14 protein-coding genes, 1 tRNA gene and 1 riboswitch are annotated in these 19714 nt (G+C 65.4%); of the genes, 7 read left to right on the top strand and 8 right to left on the bottom strand.

Annotated features, from left to right (window positions below; genetic code table 11):
* Window positions 1-11: 11 nt before the first annotated feature.
* The 5 genes from CFR76_RS07055 to gcvT form a co-directional block, all read right to left on the bottom strand.
* Entirely contained in the window at window positions 12-1019 is a 1008-nt protein-coding gene (locus CFR76_RS07055) for a FecCD family ABC transporter permease (protein ID WP_110556490.1), read from the bottom strand.
* Window positions 1016-2026, bottom strand: a complete 1011-nt coding sequence (locus CFR76_RS07050) for an ABC transporter substrate-binding protein (protein ID WP_408884360.1) — start codon at window positions 2024-2026, stop codon at window positions 1016-1018. The genes CFR76_RS07055 and CFR76_RS07050 overlap by 4 nt, the downstream gene beginning before the upstream one ends.
* A gap of 160 nt (window positions 2027-2186) precedes the next feature.
* Window positions 2187-5081 (bottom strand): aminomethyl-transferring glycine dehydrogenase, encoded by a 2895-nt coding sequence (gcvP, locus tag CFR76_RS07045; RefSeq protein WP_110556488.1) that lies wholly within the window; start codon window positions 5079-5081, stop codon window positions 2187-2189.
* A gap of 33 nt (window positions 5082-5114) precedes the next feature.
* Window positions 5115-5480 carry a glycine cleavage system protein GcvH gene (gcvH, locus tag CFR76_RS07040; RefSeq protein ID WP_110556487.1) on the bottom strand — a complete coding sequence of 122 codons (366 nt, stop codon included), beginning with the start codon at window positions 5478-5480 and terminating at the stop codon, window positions 5115-5117.
* 48 nt (window positions 5481-5528) lie between these two features.
* Window positions 5529-6662, bottom strand: coding sequence for a glycine cleavage system aminomethyltransferase GcvT (gcvT, locus tag CFR76_RS07035; RefSeq protein ID WP_110556486.1), 1134 nt, complete (start codon window positions 6660-6662; stop codon window positions 5529-5531).
* A gap of 260 nt (window positions 6663-6922) precedes the next feature.
* Window positions 6923-7010: riboswitch (glycine riboswitch) on the bottom strand.
* Between the two features lie 125 nt (window positions 7011-7135).
* On the opposite strand from gcvT, the gene CFR76_RS07030 reads away from it, so the two are divergent.
* Entirely contained in the window at window positions 7136-7447 is a 312-nt protein-coding gene (locus CFR76_RS07030; protein ID WP_110556485.1) for a putative quinol monooxygenase, read from the top strand.
* 79 nt (window positions 7448-7526) lie between these two features.
* On the opposite strand, the gene speE is transcribed toward CFR76_RS07030, so the two are convergent.
* The 3 genes from speE to uvrA form a co-directional block, all read right to left on the bottom strand.
* Window positions 7527-8387 carry a polyamine aminopropyltransferase gene (gene speE / locus CFR76_RS07025; RefSeq protein WP_110556484.1) on the bottom strand — a complete coding sequence of 287 codons (861 nt, stop codon included), beginning with the start codon at window positions 8385-8387 and terminating at the stop codon, window positions 7527-7529.
* Window positions 8388-8517: 130 nt separating this feature from the next.
* The gene (gene speD / locus CFR76_RS07020) at window positions 8518-8982 is read right to left on the bottom strand and encodes an adenosylmethionine decarboxylase (protein ID WP_025437442.1); all 465 of its coding nucleotides are present in this window, start codon (window positions 8980-8982) and stop codon (window positions 8518-8520) included.
* 159 nt (window positions 8983-9141) lie between these two features.
* Window positions 9142-12180 (bottom strand): excinuclease ABC subunit UvrA, encoded by a 3039-nt coding sequence (gene uvrA, locus CFR76_RS07015; RefSeq protein WP_110556483.1) that lies wholly within the window; start codon window positions 12178-12180, stop codon window positions 9142-9144.
* A 314-nt stretch (window positions 12181-12494) separates the two neighbouring features.
* Between uvrA and ssb the strand changes: the two genes are divergently transcribed.
* The 6 genes from ssb to edd all read left to right on the top strand — a co-directional run bounded on the left by ssb (window position 12495) and on the right by edd (window position 19660).
* A complete protein-coding gene (gene ssb, locus CFR76_RS07010) occupies window positions 12495-13028 on the top strand; it encodes a single-stranded DNA-binding protein (protein ID WP_110556482.1) in 534 nt (177 codons plus the stop codon).
* 163 nt (window positions 13029-13191) lie between these two features.
* Window positions 13192-15990: a DNA gyrase subunit A gene (gyrA, locus tag CFR76_RS07005; RefSeq protein ID WP_110556481.1), complete on the top strand. Its 2799-nt coding sequence runs from the start codon at window positions 13192-13194 to the stop codon at window positions 15988-15990.
* Entirely contained in the window at window positions 15983-16495 is a 513-nt protein-coding gene (coaD, locus tag CFR76_RS07000; protein ID WP_110556480.1) for a pantetheine-phosphate adenylyltransferase, read from the top strand. The genes gyrA and coaD overlap by 8 nt, the downstream gene beginning before the upstream one ends.
* A 59-nt stretch (window positions 16496-16554) precedes the next feature.
* On the top strand, window positions 16555-17046 hold the full coding sequence (locus CFR76_RS06995) for a peptidylprolyl isomerase (RefSeq protein ID WP_025437437.1): 492 nt from the start codon (window positions 16555-16557) through the stop codon (window positions 17044-17046).
* A gap of 231 nt (window positions 17047-17277) precedes the next feature.
* A tRNA-Lys gene (locus tag CFR76_RS06990) sits at window positions 17278-17353 on the top strand.
* 468 nt (window positions 17354-17821) lie between these two features.
* On the top strand, window positions 17822-19660 hold the full coding sequence (gene edd / locus CFR76_RS06980; RefSeq protein WP_110556478.1) for a phosphogluconate dehydratase: 1839 nt from the start codon (window positions 17822-17824) through the stop codon (window positions 19658-19660).
* Window positions 19661-19714 lie beyond the last annotated feature (54 nt).

Genomic DNA, 19714 nt, shown 5'->3' with positions numbered 1-19714 from the left:
ATCCTTGCCACTCATGCCCGCCACCCGTGCCGCAACAGCGGCAGCACCGCGACAAACACCACCACCCCCAGCAGGTCGGCAATCAGGCCCACGGGAATTTCTTCCGCCGACAGGGTGCGCGCCAGGTCATCGCACACCAGCAGGAACATGGCCCCCACACAGGCGCTGACCGGCAGTACGCGCATGTTGCATGGCCCGACCAGCAGGCGCGCGACATGGGGCACCACCAGCCCGACCCAGCCGATCATGCCCGCGACCGCGACCGTCATGGCCGCCAGGACCGTGGCCCCGCCAATCACCCCATAGCGCAGCGCCATGACCGGAATGCCCAGCGTGCGCGCTTCCTCATCCCCCATGGCCAGCCCGTCCAGCATCCGCCCACACGCCGACAGCAGCACGATCCCCACCACCACCGGCCCCGCCAGCATGCCCAGCGCCTGCGGTGTCACCTGCGTCAGGCTGCCCAGCAGCCAGAATACGATATCGGGCAACTGGTTCTGCGGGTCCGCCACGTATTTGAGCAGCGACAGCAGCGCGGTAAACAGCGCCGAACTGATCAGCCCGCCGAATATCAGCATCAGCATGGATGCGGCATCGAACATCCGCGCCACCCCCACCCCGAACGCCACCGCCGCCAGGCCACCCGTAAAGGACAGGGCCGCTACCCCGGCGTGCCCCACGCCCCATACAATGCCCAGCGCCGCCCCCATGCCAGCCCCCGCCAGCACGCCAAGCAGCCCGGGAGAAACCAGCGGATTACGAAACACCGCCTGATACGCGGCCCCCGCCACCGACAGCGCCGCCCCCACGCATATCGCTCCCCCGATGCGGGGCAGGCGCGCGCCGAACAGGACAGTATGCACCATATCACCCTGCGCCGGGGCGTGCCCCGCCATCAGCAGGGCATGCAGCACCTGCCCCGGCTGCAACGGGAAGCGCCCGATACACGCCGACAGCAGCGCCAGCCCCAGCAGACCCACCATACACAGGCACCCGACCACGCGCGCGCGCAGGGTCACGGCGTTTTGTCCGCCGTGGGTTCGGGTGGCTGGCCCGCAAGGATGCGGGCGGCATCCTGCGCGCTCAGGGCATAATGGAAATAGGTACCGTAGAACTCACGTGTCAGGGCCAGCGGGTCCACATCGGCAAACCGGTCGGGGTTCAGGATCTTCGCGGCCCAGCTTATCTGCAACGGCAGTTCGCTGCCATAGCGGTCCCACGGGAAAACGCCCGAGGGGTTGTTATGCACCCTGCCCTCGCGCACCGCGCGCAGGCGCTGCCATACGCCGCCATTGGCCGCCGGGTCCAGCGTGCCGCAATCAGGGCCGAGGATGATGACATCGGGGTCCCATGCCGCCACCTGCTCGACCGAGACCGGCTTCATGTTGCCGCTTACGCCGCGTGCGGCGTTGCGGCCACCGGCAAGGGTGATCCATTCATCGACAATGCTGTCCGCCCCATCCACCTTCAGCGGATGCAGCGACTGGACATGCAGCACGCGCGGGCGCCGGGCATCGGGCAGGCTGGCCAGCCGGTCCCGCGCGTCATTGACGGTCTGCCGCATCATGGTGCGGTAACGGGTCGCGGTCGCATGCGCCTGCTCGGTGCCAAGGGCCGCCGCCGTCATGTCCATGACCCGCAGCAATCCCTCCACATCATGGAAGGAGGCGACCAGCGTCGGCACCCCCACCCCACGGAACGCCGCGATGGCGGCCGATGCATCAGGCATGAAGACAAGGTCCACCCGGTCCCGCAGCAGGGTCTCGGCATTGACCTGCGGGCCGTTGACAACCTGGGCCTGGTACAGGGCGGGGAAGACCCTGTACATCCATGGCCGCGCCTGCGGGCGGTCCACGGTCATGACGACCTGGCGTGCGCCACCCAGCATCAGCACCAGTTCGTTATGGGCGAACCACAGATCGGCAATCCGCGCGGGATGGTCCGGCACGGACTGGGTCACCCCCGCCATGTCCGTAACCTCCCGCGCCATGGCGGGCGACAGCACCGGGGCGCCTGCCGCAATCATGCAGGCCAGCGCCCCGATGCCCAGCCTGTGTCTGCCAATCTTCACCGTGCTGTCCCCTTCCCGCGGCCCGTACATTGTATCGCAACAGATATATACATGAACCGCCGGGACGCAATCAGCCCCAAGGGAAGGTTTTCTGGCGGATCAGCCTGAAATCCCCCTAACCAGCATAGGCGCTGATATCGGGGCACGAACAGACAAGGTTGCGGTCGCCATAGGCGTTATCCAGCCGGTTGACCGGGGACCAGTATTTGCTGGCCGCCACCACGGCACCCGGCAGGCAGGCCTGCGCGCGGTCATAGACATGGGACCAGTCCGGGTCGGTCACGTCGCGCACGGTATGCGGGGCGTGGCGCAGGGGGCTGTCGTCGATGGTCAGTTCGCCATTCTCAACCGCCGTGATTTCGGCGCGGATGGCGATCATCGCATCACAGAAGCGGTCCAGCTCGGCCCGGCTTTCGGATTCGGTGGGTTCGATCATGAAGGTGCCCGCGACGGGAAAGCTGACCGTGGGCGCATGGAAGCCATGGTCGATCAGGCGTTTGGCGATGTCGTCCACCGTAACGCCGACCCTGTCCTTCAGCGGGCGCAGGTCGATGATGCATTCATGCGCGACCCGCCCGTTCACGCCGCGGTACAGCACCGGATAATGCGCCGAAAGCCGCGTTGCGATGTAGTTGGAGTTCAGGATCGCGACCTCGGTTGCGCGCTTCAGCCCCGCATCGCCCATCATGACCATGTACATCCACGAAATGGGCAGCACATCGGCGGACCCGAAGGGGGCTGCGGAAATGGCGATGCCTTTCCCCTCCTGCGGCGCAGCGGGCAGGTAGGGGGCAAGATGCGCGCCCACCCCGATCGGCCCCATGCCGGGACCGCCGCCGCCATGCGGTATGCAGAAGGTCTTGTGCAGGTTGAAATGGCTGACATCCCCGCCATACACGCCGGGCTGCGCAAGGCCCACCTGCGCGTTCAGGTTCGCGCCATCGACATAGACCTGCCCGCCCGCCGCATGCACCAGCGCGCAGATCTCGCGCACGTTGTCCTCGAACACGCCATGGGTGGAGGGATAGGTAATCATGATCGCGGCAAGCTGGTCGGCATGCTTCGCGATCCTGGCCTTCAGGTCGTCAATATCGACATTGCCCTGCGAATCGCACGCCACCACCACAATGCGCATGCCCGCCATCTGGGCCGATGCGGGATTGGTGCCATGCGCCGATGCCGGGATCAGGCACACGTCCCGCCCCGTGTCGCCACGGGCATGGTGGTAGCCACGTATGGCCATAAGCCCCGCGAATTCCCCCTGCGCGCCGGAATTGGGCTGGAGCGAGACGGCGTCATAACCGCTGACCCGGCACAGCATCCGTTCCAGGTCGGCAAACAGGCGGGCATAGCCGCGCATCTGGTCCGCTGGCGCAAAGGGATGGATATTGCAGAATTCCGGCCATGTGATCGGCAGCATTTCCGCCGTGGCGTTCAGCTTCATGGTGCATGACCCCAGCGGGATCATGGACCGGTCCAGCGCCAGGTCGCGATCAGCAAGGCGGCGCAGGTAGCGCAGCATGTCGGTTTCCGACCGGCAGGCGGAGAAGATGGGCTGCGTCAGCATCGTACCCGTGCGGACAAGGCCCGCGGGGATGGGGCTGGCGATATCGGCAAGGCCGGCTTCGACCTGCGCCACCTTTGCCGCGTCGCCACTGACACTGGCCCATACCGCGCGCACCGTGTCCGGCGTGGTGGTCTCATCAAGGCTTATGCCCACATGCGTCGCGTCAACCCGGCGCAGGTTCATGCCCGCATCCAGCGCGCGCGCCATCACGCCGTCCGTATCCGTGCCGGTTTCAACCATGACCGTGTCAAAGAACGCCGTTGTCACCACTTTGGCACCCAGCGCGCGCAGGCCAGCCGCCATGATCGTGGCCAGCCGGTGGATGCGCGTGGCGATGGCCTTCAGCCCCGCCGGCCCATGATACAGCGCGTACATGGACGATACGATGGCGGGCAGCGCCTGTGCGGTGCAGATGTTCGATGTCGCCTTTTCACGGCGGATATGCTGCTCGCGCGTCTGCAGCGCCAGACGGTAGGCGGGATTGCCGCGCGAATCGATGGATACGCCCACGATCCGACCGGGAATATTGCGGCGGAACGCATCGCGCGTCGCCATATAGGCCGCATGCGGGCCGCCCGCCCCCATGGGCATGCCGTAACGCTGCATGGACCCGATGGCGATATCCGCCCCCAGCGCGCCGGGGCTTTCCAGCAGCATCAGCGCCATGGGGTCTGCTGCCATACTGGCAATCGCACCCGTCGCATGCAGGCTTTCGATCCATGCGCGCGGGTCACGGATTGCACCCGATGACCCCGGATACTGGAACAGCGCGCCAAACACCGCCTGCGGGTCCAGATCGGTGGCGGGATCACCCACCACGACCTGCCAGCCCATCGGTTCGGCGCGGGTGCGCACGACCGCGATGGTCTGCGGGTGGCAGTCGGCATCGACAAAGAAGGCACTGGCCTTGCTTCTGGACACGCGGCGGGCCATGGCCATGGCCTCGGCTGCCGCTGTCCCCTCGTCCAGCAGCGAGGCATTGGCCACGGCCAACCCGGTCAGTTCGATCACCAGCGTCTGGAAGTTCAGCAGCGCTTCCAGCCGCCCCTGGCTGATTTCAGGCTGGTACGGGGTATAGGCCGTGTACCAGGCCGGGTTTTCCAGCACGTTGCGCTGGATCACGCCGGGCAGGATCGTATCGTAATATCCCTGTCCGATCAGCGATGTCAGGACCCGGTTTTCCGCCGCGATCGCGCGCAGGCGGGCCAGCGCGACATGTTCGGGCACACCCGCGCCAAGGCCCATGGCGCCCGACAGGCGGATATTGCCCGGCACTGTCTGCGCCATGAGCGCATCGAGGCTGTCCGCCCCCACCACACGCAGCATGTCGGCCACGTCACTGGCGTCCGGCCCGACATGACGGGTGCAGAACGCACCGGCATCATCACCCAGACCATGCCACAGGGAAGAAGAACCACAGGGGGAAGACGTCACGGCCAGCATACTCCGTAAAGATAGGGGGAACGGTCGGGAAGATCAGCCAACCAGCGCGGTATAGGTGGCCCTGTCCATCAGGCCCTCAAGCTGGGATGCATCCGCGATGGTCATGCGCACGATCCAGCCCTCCCCTTCGGGGTCGCGGTTGACCAGGGCGGCGTCATCGGTCAGCGCATCGTTGAACGCCAGCACGTCACCCGTGACCGGCGCGTAGATGTCGGACGCGGCCTTGACCGATTCCACCACGGCCACGCTGTCGCCCTGCTCCACCGTCGTGCCGGGGTCGCGGGCTTCGGCAAACACCAGTTCGCCCAGTTCATTCGCCGCATGGGCGGTAATGCCGACAACCGCAACATCGCCCTCGACGCGCAGCCATTCATGTTCCCTGGTGTAATAAACGGTCATGTCCATGCTCCATTGATCTGAAATATGTTTGAAAAAACAGGGGAAAACCTAGCGCTTGAACGTCGCCGCCACAAAGGGCAGCGCCGTCACCGCCACCGGCAGCAGGCGGCCACGCACGCTGGCGAACAGCGGCGTGCCGATGCCGGCATGGTCGGCCGCCACGTAGCCCATGGCGACGGGACCACCCACGCTGGGGCCAAACGCGCCCGATGTCACGCGGCCCGCGGGCTGCGTGCCCGCTTCATCGGCAAACAGTTCGGCCCCGCCACGCACCGGTGCCCGCCCCTGCGCACGCAGGCCCACGCGGCGGCGCGTCGTGCCATCGGCCAGCTGGTCGGCCACGACCTGCGCCCCCGGGTAGCCACCGGCCCGCGCGCCACCGGGCCTGCGGCTTTTCTGGATGGACCATTCAAGGGCGGCCTCGACCGGGGTCGTGGTCAGGTCGATATCGGAACCATACAGGCACAGCCCCGCTTCCAGCCGCAGGCTGTCCCGCGCGCCAAGGCCCACGGGCGCCACATCGGGCTGGGCCAGCAGGGCGCGGGCCACGGCAAGCGCCCCGTCATGCGCCATGCCAATCTCAAACCCGTCCTCACCCGTGTAGCCGGAACGCGAGACGATGCAGGGCACGCCCGCCAGCACCATTTGCGCCACATCCATGAAGCGCATTCCGGTGGCTGCGGGGTTGAGGGCCGCGAGGGCCGCCTCCGCCGCTGGTCCCTGCACCGCGATCAGGGCGCGATCGGCCAGCATGTCCACGTCGCAGGTGGCATGCAGCGCATCATGCACATGGGCGAAATCGGCATCCTTGCACGCGGCATTGACCACCAGCAGCAGCCAGTCGCCCATGTTGGTGACCATCAGGTCATCGCTTATGCCGCCATCGGCCGTGGTGAACACGGCGTAACGCTGGCGACCGGGTTTCAGGCTGACGATATCGGCGGGCACCAGGGCCTCCAGCGCATGGGCGGCATCCACGATCTTGCCGGATTTCGGGCGGATGCGGACCTGCCCCATATGCGAGACATCGAACAGCCCCGCCTTTGTGCGGGTATGCAGGTGTTCGGCCATGACGCCTGCGGGATACTGCACCGGCATGTCATAGCCCGCGAACGGCACCATCCGCGCGCCGAGTTCAAGGTGAAGATCGTAAAGGGGGGTGCGTAGCAGGGGCTGGTTCATGCGGGCTGGGCCTTGTGCGGGTCCGCATGCGCGCAGGCAGCCCCACATGCACGGCATGCGGGCGACGTGGCACGATACGCGCCAGCGGAACGGGGAATGGGAAACGGGGACAGGCGGAAAACACGGGCAGGCAACGGCGTGGACATGCGGCACTCCTGTCGAATCCGGATGGATTCAAACGTGCCCCTTCTGTCGCATGTGCCTGAGATCGTTATCCCGTCGGCGGGTATCCGGGTCAGGGATACCTCTTTCCAGAATTCCTGGTCGACCGGTCCTTTGGCCTGAGAGTTTCCGGGGCGGTTGCTCCTTCGGCGCCGGCGCGAAGCCGGTCTCTCCCGTGTCGACCAGACTGACTTGACATGACCGGATGCGCCAAGTCAATCCATGAAAACCATCGCGGCTTCAGGACGCCGTGGCGCCACCGCATTCAGGCATTACGTTCTGGATACGCAATGTAGAAAGGATATCCCCGCATGACCACAAGCCCGCTGACCATCGTGGCCGAATTCCGCATCCCTGCCGAACATCGTGAGCACTTCCTCGAACTGTGCGCCTATGACAGCGCGCATTCCGTAGCCGATGAAGACGGCTGCCAGCGATTTGAAGCGGTCAGCCCGATGGACGACCCGCAGACCGTCATCCTGGTGGAAGTCTATGATGATGAAGCCGCATTCGAGACCCACCTCGCCACCCCCCACTTCAAGGTCTTTGAAGTGGCCGTGAAGGAACTGGGCGCGGAGCTGGTCAGCCTGCGCAAGACCGCCCGCATTGCGCCCAAAGCCTGATAACCAGCCTGACACCGCAACGAAAAAGGCCGGAGGGACATCCCCTCCGGCCTTTTTTCATGGCATCCGCACCATGGGGTCAGCGCGGCAGGTTCCGCGCGATATAGGGCGGCAGGGTGAAGGATGCGACGTGCATTTCCGGCGTCCAGTACCGGGTATCCGCAATGCCTGCCTTCTGCGCGCGCGCGCGGATCACATCGGCCGGCGTCTGGCCCGGCACACGGCCCTTGGCCGCGACGCCCAGCGTCATGAACCCACCGACATAGGTCGGCACCGCCGCGACATAGGCTGATACGTGGTCGAAGAACTGCGCCCGCCGCGCGCTGGTGTCACGCAGTTCATCCGCCTGCATGAACGGCACGCCGCACTGGTTCACGATAATGCCGTTGGCCGTCAGGATACGGGCGCAGTGCTTGTAGAACGAATCGGTAAACAGCACTTCGCCAACCCCGATCGGGTCGGTGCTGTCCACGATGATCACGTCAAACGACCCGTCAGCCGCGTTGGTGACATACTCGATCCCGTCACCCACGATCACCTCGGCGCGCGGGTCGTTCCAGGCATTCCCGGCGATGGAGGGCAGGAATTCCCTGGACAGCGCGATCACGTCACCGTCGATCTCGACCATCACGGCCTTTTCCACGGTGCCGTGTTCCAGCACGCGGCGCAGCACGCCGCCATCACCCGCGCCAATGATCAGCACGCGCTTCGCATCGCCATGTTCCAGCAGCGGCACATGGGTCAGCATTTCCTGATAGACGAATTCATCGCGTTCCGTGATCTGGACCACGCCATCAAGCATCAGCACGCGGCCAAGGTCGACGTTCTCGAACACGGCGATATCCTGGAACGCGCTTTTTTTGCGCGCCAGCATCCGGTCCACACGCAGTTCCTGCCGCCAGCCCTCGTACAGGCCCTCGCTGATCCACTCACGGGACATTGCGATCCCCCTTTCGTCCTAATTGATGCACATGAAAAAGCACGGGCCGGAAATCAATCCGGCCCGGCATTTCCGTTTTTTCGTGAAAATCGCACCGGGGCATGGCGGAGCCTGCCCCGGCCACAGCCGGTTAAAGCTGCACGCGCCCGCGGCGCTGCTCATCCACCTCGATCCGGCCGGCCTGGAACAGGCGCTGCATGACCGGGATCGCAAGATGCGGATCGCATGCCCCACACATGAAGATATCCACGGCGGCGAAATTCCGCTCGGGCCATGTGTGGATCGAGATATGGCTTTCCGCCAGCACGACCACGCCCGACACGCCGCCATTGGGCGTGAAGTGGTGGAAGTGACTGTGCAGGATCGTAGCCCCGGCCGTCACGGCGGCTTCACACAGGGTACGGTCGATCTGCTCGGGATCATCAAGATTCCGGGCATCCCAAAGATCGACAAGAAGGTGCGTTCCCGCAAACTTCATTCCGTCTTTTTCGACGAAATAATCCTTCCGGTCGTCCTCGGACGAAAACGGCGCTGAAGAGATCTGGTTATCGCTCGGGTGTTCCGAGACCATCCCCAGTTGAGCAAGTGCGTTCATCACGTACCCCCAAACCAGTAGACAGCCTGTTGGGCAAGATTGCCCCCTTGGGCCAAGAGAGGCGCTGATAGGGCCTGCGGGCCTTGTGGCGCAAGTGTTTTTCGCACCCCCGCCAAAGTTTTTTTCACCCCACCCCGCAGCGCCTGCGAAAACAGACGTTTATTTTACAGATTTACGACCTGTTTTTGCCGGTTTTCCCTTCTTTTTGGCGGGATCGGGCGCTTTGGCCGCTGTGGCTTTTTTGCCGCGCGCGCCCGTACGGGCCGCAGGCTTCGCATCCGGTGCGGGCACGGGCACAAGCGGTTTGTGTTCCAGCAGCGGCCGCAGGAATCGCCCCGTATGGCTGTCGGGGCTGGCGGACACCTGTTCGGGCGTGCCGCAGGCCACGATCCGGCCGCCGCCATCGCCCCCTTCCGGCCCCATGTCGATCACCCAGTCGGCGGTCTTGATGACCTCCAGGTTATGTTCGATCACCACCACCGTGTTGCCCTGGTCCACCAGCGCGTGCAGCACCTCCAGCAGCTTGCGCACGTCCTCGGTATGCAGGCCGGTGGTGGGTTCATCAAGGATGTACAGCGTGCGGCCCGTGGCCCGGCGCGCCAGTTCCTTGGACAGCTTGACGCGCTGCGCCTCGCCACCCGAAAGGGTGGTCGCCTGCTGGCCAAGGGCGACGTAACCCAGCCCCACCTTCTGCAATATGGCCAGCCGGTCGCGGATACGCGGCACGGCGGAGAAATAGGGCAGCGCCTCATCCACCGACATGGCCAGCACGTCGGCAATCGACTTGCCCCGGAACTTCACGTCCAGCGTCTCGCGGTTGTAGCGCGCGCCCTTGCAGGTATCGCAGGTCACGAACACGTCGGGCAGGAAGTGCATCTCGATCTTCAGCACCCCGTCGCCCTGGCACGCCTCGCACCGGCCGCCCTTGACATTGAACGAGAAGCGGCCCGGCTTGTAGCCGCGCGCCTTGCTTTCGGGCAGTTCGGCAAACCAGTCGCGGATGGGGCCGAACAGGTCGGTATAGGTGGCGGGGTTGGAACGCGGCGTGCGGCCGATAGGCGACTGGTCGATGTCGATGATCTTGTCGAGCTGGTCCAGCCCGTCGATGGCCGCATAGGGTGCCGGGTTCTGTCCCGACCCCATGAGCTTGCGCGACAGGGCCTTGTACAGCGTATCGATCACCAGCGTGGACTTGCCACCGCCCGAAACCCCGGTCACGCAGGTAAAGGTGCCCAGCGGGAATTTGGCCGTTACATCCTTCAGGTTGTTGCCCGTGGCCCCCCGCAGCACCAGTTCGCGCTTCGGGTCGATCTTCCGGCGTTTTGCGGGCACGGGAATGCATTTGCGGCCCGATAGGTAATCCCCTGTCAGGCTGTCGGGGTTGGCGGCCACTTCCTGCGGCGTGCCGGCGGCCACGACCGTGCCGCCATTGACACCCGCGCCCGGCCCCATGTCGATCAGCCAGTCGGCGGCGCGGATCGCGTCCTCGTCATGCTCGACCACGATCAGGGTGTTGCCCAGCTTCTTCAGCCGGTCCAGCGTGCCCAGCAGGCGTTCATTGTCGCGCTGGTGCAGCCCGATGGAAGGTTCGTCGAGCACATACAGCACGCCCGTCAGCCCCGAGCCGATCTGGCTGGCCAGGCGGATGCGCTGGCTCTCGCCGCCTGAAAGCGTGGCCGACCCGCGTGAAAGCGTCAGGTAATCCAGCCCCACATCATCAAGGAAGCGCAGGCGATCAAGGATTTCACGCAATATGCGGTGCGCGATCTCGGCCCGCTGGGGCGTCAGCGTCGCTTCCACCGTGCCAAACCAGTCCAGCGCCTTGCGGATGGGCATGTCGGATGCCTGCGCGATGTTCAGCCCCGCCACCTTGACCGAAAGCGCCTCGGGCTGCAGCCGCGCGCCATGACAGACATGGCAGGGCTTTTCAGACTGGTAGCGCGACAGTTCCTCGCGCACCCACACGCTGTCGGTTTCCGCCATGCGGCGGCGCAGGTTGGTCACCACGCCCTCGAACGGCTTGGTCAGGCTGTAGGCGCGGCGGTCGTCGCGATAGGTGAACTCGATCGGGTCCTTGCCCCCTTCAAGGATCACGTCGCGCACGCCTGCGGGCAGGTCCTCCCACGGCGTGTCCATCGACACGCCATAATGCTTCGCGATGGCGGCCAGTGTCTGGGTGTAATAGGGACTCTGGCTGTTGCGCCACGGCGCGATCGCACCGGCAGCCAGTGAGAGCGATTCGTCGGGCACGATCAGGCGCGGGTCGAAAAAGGTTTCCTGCCCGATGCCATCACAGGCCGGGCACGCGCCCTGCGGCGCGTTGAAGGAAAACAGGCGGGGTTCGACTTCTTCCAGCGTAAAGCCGCTGACGGGACAGGCGAAACGCGACGAGAACACCGTGCGCGGGGCATCCTCTCCTTCCGGCAGGGTCTTCACCACCTCTTCGGCATAGACCAGGCCGTCTGACAGGCCGAGCGCCGTCTCGAAGCTGTCGGCAAGGCGGGTTTCGATGCCTGCCTTGACCACGATGCGGTCCACCACCGCCTCGACCGTGTGGCGCAGGCGGCGGTTGAGTTCGGGCACCTCGTCAATCGAATACAGCGTGCCGTCCACCTTGGCACGGGTGAAGCCCTTGCGCTGCAGCTCGGCCAGTTCCTTCCTGCACTCGCCCTTGCGGTCGCGCAGCACCGGGGCCAGCAGCATGAGGCGCGTGCCCTCTGGCATGGCCATGACGCGATCGACCATCTGGCTGATCGTCTGCGCCTCGATCGGCAGGCCGGTGGCGGGCGAATACGGCACGCCCGCGCGCGCCCACAACAGGCGCATGTAGTCATGCACCTCGGTCACGGTGCCGACGGTGGAGCGGGGATTCTTGGATGTCGTCTTCTGCTCGATTGAGATGGCGGGGGACAGCCCCTCGATCGAGTCGACATCGGGCTTGCCCATGAGTTCAAGGAACTGCCGCGCATAGGCCGAAAGGCTTTCCACGTACCGCCGCTGGCCTTCGGCATAGATGGTGTCGAACGCCAGTGAGGACTTGCCCGACCCCGACAGCCCGGTCATGACCGTCAGCGCGTCACGGGGTATGTCGATATTGACATTTTTCAGGTTATGTGCCCGTGCCCCGCGTACACGGATGGAGTGCGGGCTGACATGCTGTGCCGCCGGAACCTGTTCCGGACGCGAAGAAACGCTCATGAACTCTCCCTGTTCCGTTCCCGTGCGGGAAAGCGGATGCCGGCCGCCATTCCGGGCCATCCCATATCTGGTCCCGGCGGTCCATTACCACAAGGGCGGCAATGCACCGACCGCAACAATGCCGCTTATCCGCCCCTTCTGGCGGCCTGCTCCGGGATTGGCGGCGGCGGCGTCCTCACACTCGCAATTTATGGGACGATACAGTAAGATCGCCGCATCCATTCGCCACCCCCGCCATCTGGCGGCCCATGGTGGCACGTCGGCAGCGGTTCATCCCCTGCCGGTCCCATACTCGAACTGCAGCAGGACAGCATATGGCGGGCAGCGTCAACAAGGTCATTCTGGTCGGTAACCTGGGCAAGGACCCCGAAGTCCGCAACAGCCAGAGCGGGGCGAAGATCGTCTCGCTGACATTGGCCACAAGCGACACATGGAATGACCGCGCATCGGGCGAGCGGCGTGAACGGACGGAATGGCACCGTGTCGTCATCTTCAACGAACGCATTGGCGACGTGGCCGAGCGTTTCCTGCGCAAGGGCCGCAAGGTGTATCTGGAAGGCTCGCTCCAGACCCGCAAATGGACCGACCAGAGCGGCCAGGACCGCTACACCACCGAGGTGGTGGTGGACCGCTTCCGTGGCGACCTTGTGCTGCTGGACAGCAACCGTGGCGGTGACGCCGGTGGTGGCGATGACATGGGCGGCGGCTATGGCGGTGGCGGTGGTGGCGGCTACAGCGCGCCCGCGCGCCAGCAGCCCCAGCGTAACGAACGCCCCGCCACGGGCGGCGGTGGCGGCTGGGACGCGCCCGCCGGCGGCAGCGACCTGGACGACGAAATCCCGTTCTAGGCCCGCACTTATCCCCCGCGCGGCGCTTCGCGGCGGGGGACAGGACATGCTATACACACGCAGGGACATGACGGCCGCGCCCCGGCCGCTGGCCCTGCCTTCCGTTCCACCCGCGCGCCCGCACGGCCACGGGGGTGGATAACCCTGACATGACGGAACTGCCTTGACCGAGATACCCGACGATCCCCTGCCCCCGTCCGACATGCTGCCGGTCACGATCGAGGAGGAAATGCGCTCCTCCTACCTCGCTTACGCGATGTCCGTCATTGTCAGCCGCGCCCTGCCGGACGTGCGCGACGGGCTGAAGCCGGTGCATCGCCGCATCCTGTATTCCATGCGTGAAAGCGGGTTCACCCACGACAAGCCCTATCGCAAATCGGCCCGCGCGGTCGGTGACGTGATGGGTAAATACCACCCGCATGGCGACTCCTCCATCTACGACGCCATGGTGCGCATGGCGCAGTCATGGTCGATGCGGGTGAAGCTGATCGACGGGCAGGGCAATTTCGGGTCGGTGGACGGGGATTCGCCCGCCGCCATGCGTTATACCGAAGCACGCCTGGCCAAGGCCGCGTCCTTCCTGCTGGATGACATCGACCGCGACACCGTCGATTTCCAGCCCAACTATGACGAAAGCGAGCAGGAACCCACGATCCTGCCCGCCGCCTTCCCCAACCTGCTGGTCAATGGCGCATCCGGCATCGCGGTGGGCATGGCGACCAACATCCCGCCGCACAACCCCACCGAGATCATCGACGCGACCCTTGCGCTGATCGCGCGTCCCGACATGACGCTGGATGACCTGCTGGAATACGTGCCGGGGCCGGACTTTCCCACCGGCGGCACCATCCTGGGCCGTGCGGGCATCCGCAGCGCGTTCGAGACGGGTCGCGGGTCGGTCATCATCCGTGCCAAGGCCGAGATCGAGGAAATCCGCAAGGACCGCCGCGCCATCATCGTGACCGAGATCCCCTACCAGGTGAACAAGGCCACGTTGCAGGAACGCATTGCCGACCTGGTGCGCACCAAGCAGGTCGAGGGCATTTCCGACATCCGTGACGAAAGCGACCGCTCGGGCATGCGCATCGTCATCGAGATCAAGCGCGAGGCGACGCCGGAGGTGGTGCTGAACCAGCTCTACCGCTTCACGCAACTCCAGACCTCGTTTGGCGTGAACATGCTGGCCCTTGATGGCGGGCAGCCGCGGCTGATGGGCCTGAAGGACGTGCTGGAAGCGTTCATCCGCTTCCGCGAGGACGTGATCCTGCGCCGCGCGCGCTTTGACCTGAACAAGGCGCGTGACCGTGGCCACCTGCTGGTCGGCCTTGTCATCGCGGTGGCCAATATCGACGCGGTGATCGCGCTGATCCGCGCGGCCCCCGACACGGCCTCCGCCCGTGAGGCGCTGATGGCCCGCGCATGGGACGCGGCCGACGTGGCGCCGCTGCTGGAACTGATCCATGACGAGGGCAATGTCATTGTGGACGGCAGGGTCCACCTGACCGAAGCACAGGCCCGCGGCATACTGGAACTGCGCCTGCAGCGCCTGACCGGGCTGGAGCGCGACAAGATCCAGAGCGAACTGTCCGAAGTGGCGGTAAAGATCAACGAGTTGCTGGAGATCATCGCCAGCCGCCCGCGCCGCATGGAGGTCATGCGCGACGAACTGGCCACCATCCGCGCCGAACTGGCCACCCCGCGCGCGACCGACATTGCCGATTACGCCGGTGACCAGACTGATGAAAGCCTGATCGAGCCGGGGCAGATGGTGGTGACCATCACGCGCGAAGGCTTCATCAAGCGCACCCCGCTGGATGTGTTCCGCGCGCAGAACCGGGGTGGTCGTGGCCGCACGGCCGCGGGCCGGCGGGGCGACGACATCATCGTGCGTTCGTTCAACGCGCATACGCACCAGTGGGTGCTGTTCTTCTCGTCGGGCGGCAAGGCATACCGCGAAAAGGTGTGGCGCCTGCCCGAAGCCAGCCCCACCGCCAAGGGCCGCGCGCTGGTCAACCTGCTGCCCGACCTGGGCAGCGACACGATCACCGCCGTCCTGCCCCTGCCGCAGGATGAGGAGCTGTGGGAAAACCTGCACCTTGTCTTCGCCACCGCGTCGGGCAGCGTGCGGCGCAACCGGCTGAGCGATTTCCGCAACATCCGCTCGTCCGGCCTGATCGCCATGAAGCTGGAGGGCGATGACCGCCTGATCGGCGTTGCCACCTGCCGCGAGGGGCAGGACGTGTTCCTTGGCACCCGCAACGCGCGCTGCATCCGCTTCCAGATCACGGACGACACGCTGCGCGTGTTCGCCGGGCGCGGCAGTTCGGGCGTGCGCGGCATCAGGCTGGCCGAAGGCGACAGCGTGAACAGCCTGTGCGTGCTCAACCACGTCGAGGCCACGGTGGAGGAACGCGCCGCCTACCTGCGCATGGCCAATGCCCGCCGCCGCGCCGAAGCCGCCATGGAAGGCGAGGAGGAGGCGGACGCCACGCCTGCCGATGAGGGCGAAGTCGCGGCCGGTGACCTGCCCCTGACGCCGGAACGCTTTGCCGAACTGGAAGCGGCGGAGGAAGTGCTGCTGATCGTCAGCAACGCGGGCTATGGCCGCCGGTCCTCGGCCTATGACTACCGTGTCAGCGGGCGTGGCGGGCAGGGCATCAACAACATGACCTTCTCCGCCAACAAGCGGGGCAACGCCGTGGTGGCGACCCTGCCGGTTCTGGCGGACACGGACATCATGCTGGTGACCGACGCCGGCCGCCTGATCCGCCTGCCCATCAACCAGGTGCGCATCATGTCGCGCCAGGCCAGTGGTGTCACCCTGTTCCGCCTGAACGACACGGAAGCCGTCACCAGCGTCTTCCCGGTCATGGATGACGGGGAGGAAGGCGAGGAGGGTGACGTGACCGATCCCGCCACCGGCGATGACGCAGCCCCCCGCGACGCAGGGCAGGATGACTGAGGCCACGACCATCCGCACCGGGTTCTACCCCGGCACGTTCGATCCCGTGACCAGCGGGCACATGGATATCATCGGACGTGCGGCGGCCCTGGTGGACCGGCTGGTGATCGGGGTTGCGGAAAACCGGGACAAGCACCCCCTCCTCCCGCTGGAGGAACGGCTTTTGTGCCTGCGCACCGATATCGAACCGCTGAATGCCGGGCGCGCCATCCCCATCACCGTGGTCGGGTTTACCGGGCTGGTGGTGCATGCGGCGCGTACGCATGGGGCGCATGCAATCATTCGCGGGCTGCGGGCGGTTGCGGATTTCGAATATGAGAACCAGATGTTTGGTATGAACCAGCACATGGCACCGGACATTGACGCGCTGTACCTGATGGCGCGGGAGGGGCACCAGTACATCTCCTCCCGGCTGGTCAAGGAAATCGCCCGGCTGGATGGGGACATTTCCGGTTTTGTCCCACCCTTTACCCGCAGGCACATCCTCAGCCGCCTGCGTGGCTGATGGAGCGGGGCCGCGCGCGGTCCCTCTCCCCCACCCTTCATTTTACGAAACGGATCACGATGTCTGCTACAGAAAACAAGTCCGACCTGATCAACATGGATCTCAAGACAGGACGGGTGGTGATCCGCCTGCGTCCCGACTTGGCCCCGCTGGCCGCCGAACGGATCCGCACGCTGGCGGCGGAAGGGTTTTATGACAACACCCCCTTCCACCGCGTGATCCACGGCTTCATGGCGCAGGGCGGCGACCCGACGGGCACCGGCACATCGGGCAGCAAGCTGCCGGACCTGAAGGCCGAGTTCACCAACAAGGCCAAGTTCGAACGCGGCACGGTCGGCATGGCCCGCACCATGAACCCCGACAGCGCGAACAGCCAGTTCTTCATCATGTTCGAACCCTCCCCGCACCTTGATGGCCAGTACACCATCGTGGGTCAGGTGATCGAAGGCATGGACCACATTGACAAGGTCAAGCGTGGCGCGGGCCAGAGCGGCATGGTCCAGGACCCCGACCGCATCATCAAGATGCGCCCGGCTGACGCCGAAGCCTGATTGACCCGGACACGACCGGGCGGCACCGCCCACGCGGCGCGGCCGCCCGGCCAGCAGCCCGTATGGCCGGTGGCCTGATGCCCATGGCGCGCCACCGGCGCCACAGCCTGTTTTTGCCCGCCTTATGCGGCCACGCACAGGTTGACACCCCCGCCGGGGATGTTTAGAGACCTGCCCAAGGTGTGACGCCTCGGTTTTTGACCATGGGCAGCCCCTTCATACAGGTGATGTGAGCCGGTAGCTCAGTCGGTAGAGCATTCGACTTTTAATCGAATGGTCGTGGGTTCGAATCCCACCCGGCTCACCATTCCCTGCCTTCCCCTTTTTCCATGCCATGCTGCCTGTCCCTTCGGGCCGTACGCCATTTCCGGGCGTTCGGGCCTGTTACGGGATACATTCGCGCGCCGTGACGCGAACCCATGGCCCCATGGCCCGATTTACTGGAATACAATACTTTATGTGCCATCCACCCGTTTGGCGCGGGGGACGGCCATGGCCTGCATCCAGCCCATAAAAGGCGGGACACTGGGGGATTTTGCGCGCCCGCAGGCATATGGATGTTCGATTTAATAATTAAGTTATGTATTTGTGATTATTTTTATAATTTTATGTCTTGAACTTCCCATATTTTTTCAAATAAATGACCTTTCGCCATGCGGTCACAGGATATTCGCACATTCCGACCGCTTTTAAACCCGCTGTCGTTGCCGGTGCAATGGATGGCGAACCTGCCCGCCCCGCTTGTGGGCAGGCCTATCAATGTCTGTGAGATCCCATGACCCTGCACCCCGTCCTGACCGCCGTGACCGAACGGGTCATTTCCCGTTCGGCCCGTACCCGCCGCGCGTATCTGGACCTGATCGCGCGTGAGCGTAAAAATGGTATCAGCCGCCCCCGCCTGGCCTGCGGCAACCTTGCGCACGCCATCGCCGCGTCGGGCGATGACAAGACGGGCCTGCGATCGGCGCGCGGCATGAATATCGGGATCATCACGTCGTATAACGACATGCTGTCCGCCCACCAGCCCTATGGCCGCTATCCCGAACAGATCAAGCTGTTCGCGCGCGAAGTGGGCGGCACCGCACAGGTGGCGGGCGCGACCCCCGCCATGTGCGACGGCGTGACGCAGGGGCAGCCGGGGATGGAAATCTCCCTGTTCAGCCGTGATGTGATCGCCATGTCCACGGCGGTGGGGCTGAGCCATGGCATGTACGAAGGGGTCGCGATGCTGGGCATCTGCGACAAGATCGTGCCCGGCCTGCTGATCGGCGCACTGCGCTTTGGCCACCTGCCCGCCATCCTGATCCCGTCGGGGCCGATGCCATCGGGCCTGCCCAACAGCGAAAAGCAGCGCATCCGCCAGCTTTACGCCGAAGGCAAGGTGGACAAGGAACGCCTGATGGATGCGGAATCCGATTCCTACCACGCCGCAGGCACCTGCACGTTCTATGGCACGGCCAACACCAACCAGATGCTGATGGAGGTGATGGGACTGCACCTGCCCGGTTCCTCCTTCGTGCCGCCCAATACGAAGCTGCGGCAGGAACTGACGCGGGCGGCCATCCACCGGCTGAGCGAAATCGGCACACGCGGCGACGACTACCGCCCGCTGGGCCTGTGCGTGGATGAACGTGCCATCGTCAATGCCGCCGTCGGCCTGCTGGCCACGGGCGGGTCCACCAACCTGGCCATCCACCTGCCCGCCATGGCGCGGGCGGCCGGTATCGTGATCGACTGGAGCGACCTCGACCAGCTCTCCGCCGTCGTGCCGCAACTGACCCGCGTCTATCCCAACGGGTCGGCGGATGTGAACGCCTTCCACGCGGTGGGCGGCATGCCCAGCCTGATCGGCTCGCTGCTGGATGCGGGGCTGCTGCATCCCGACATCATGACCGTCGCCCGTGGCGGCTTTGCCGAATACCGCAGGATGCCGTGCATGAAGGATGATGCGCTGGCGTGGGAAGAAGCCGGTCCGTCCACCGATGACACCATCCTGCGCGCGCCCGCCAACCCGTTCCGTGCCGATGGCGGCATGAAGGTGATGGACGGCAACCTGGGACGCGGCATCTACAAGACCAGTTCCGTCGCCCCCGAACGCTGGACGATCGAGGCCCCGGCCGCCGTGTTCGACCATCAGGAAGACGTGCTGACGGCCTTCCGTGATGGCAAGCTGGACCGCGACGTGGTTGTCGTCGTGCGCTTTCAGGGGCCGGCCGCCAACGGCATGCCCGAACTGCACAGGCTGACGCCGACGCTGGCGGTGCTGCAGGACCGTGGGCACAAGGTGGCGCTGGTGACCGATGGCCGCATGTCGGGCGCCAGCGGCAAGGTGCCCGCCGCCATCCATATCGGCCCCGAAGCCTATGTCGGCGGCCCGCTGTCGCTGCTGCGCGATGGGGACAGGGTGCGTGTATGCGCGCAAACGGGCCAGATTGACGTGCTGGTATCGGCCACGGAACTGGCGAACCGCACGCCGTCGCGCCCGCCCGCGCCGCAGTTCGGCACGGGGCGCGAACTGTTCGCGCTCATGCGCGCAAACGTGGACATGCCCGAACAGGGGGCATCGGCCATCCTTGCCTCCATGGACCACATGGCGGCACAAGAAGACGCCTGAACCCCGGCGCTGAACCCCGGCGCACGCGCCGCGAACCGTTGTAAAAAAAGGGAA

Source organism: Komagataeibacter swingsii, assembly GCF_003207895.1.
In the GTDB taxonomy this organism is placed as follows: domain Bacteria; phylum Pseudomonadota; class Alphaproteobacteria; order Acetobacterales; family Acetobacteraceae; genus Komagataeibacter; species Komagataeibacter swingsii.
Note: the sequence above shows the minus strand (reverse complement) of the source record. Positions and strands in the feature narration are given on the sequence as shown.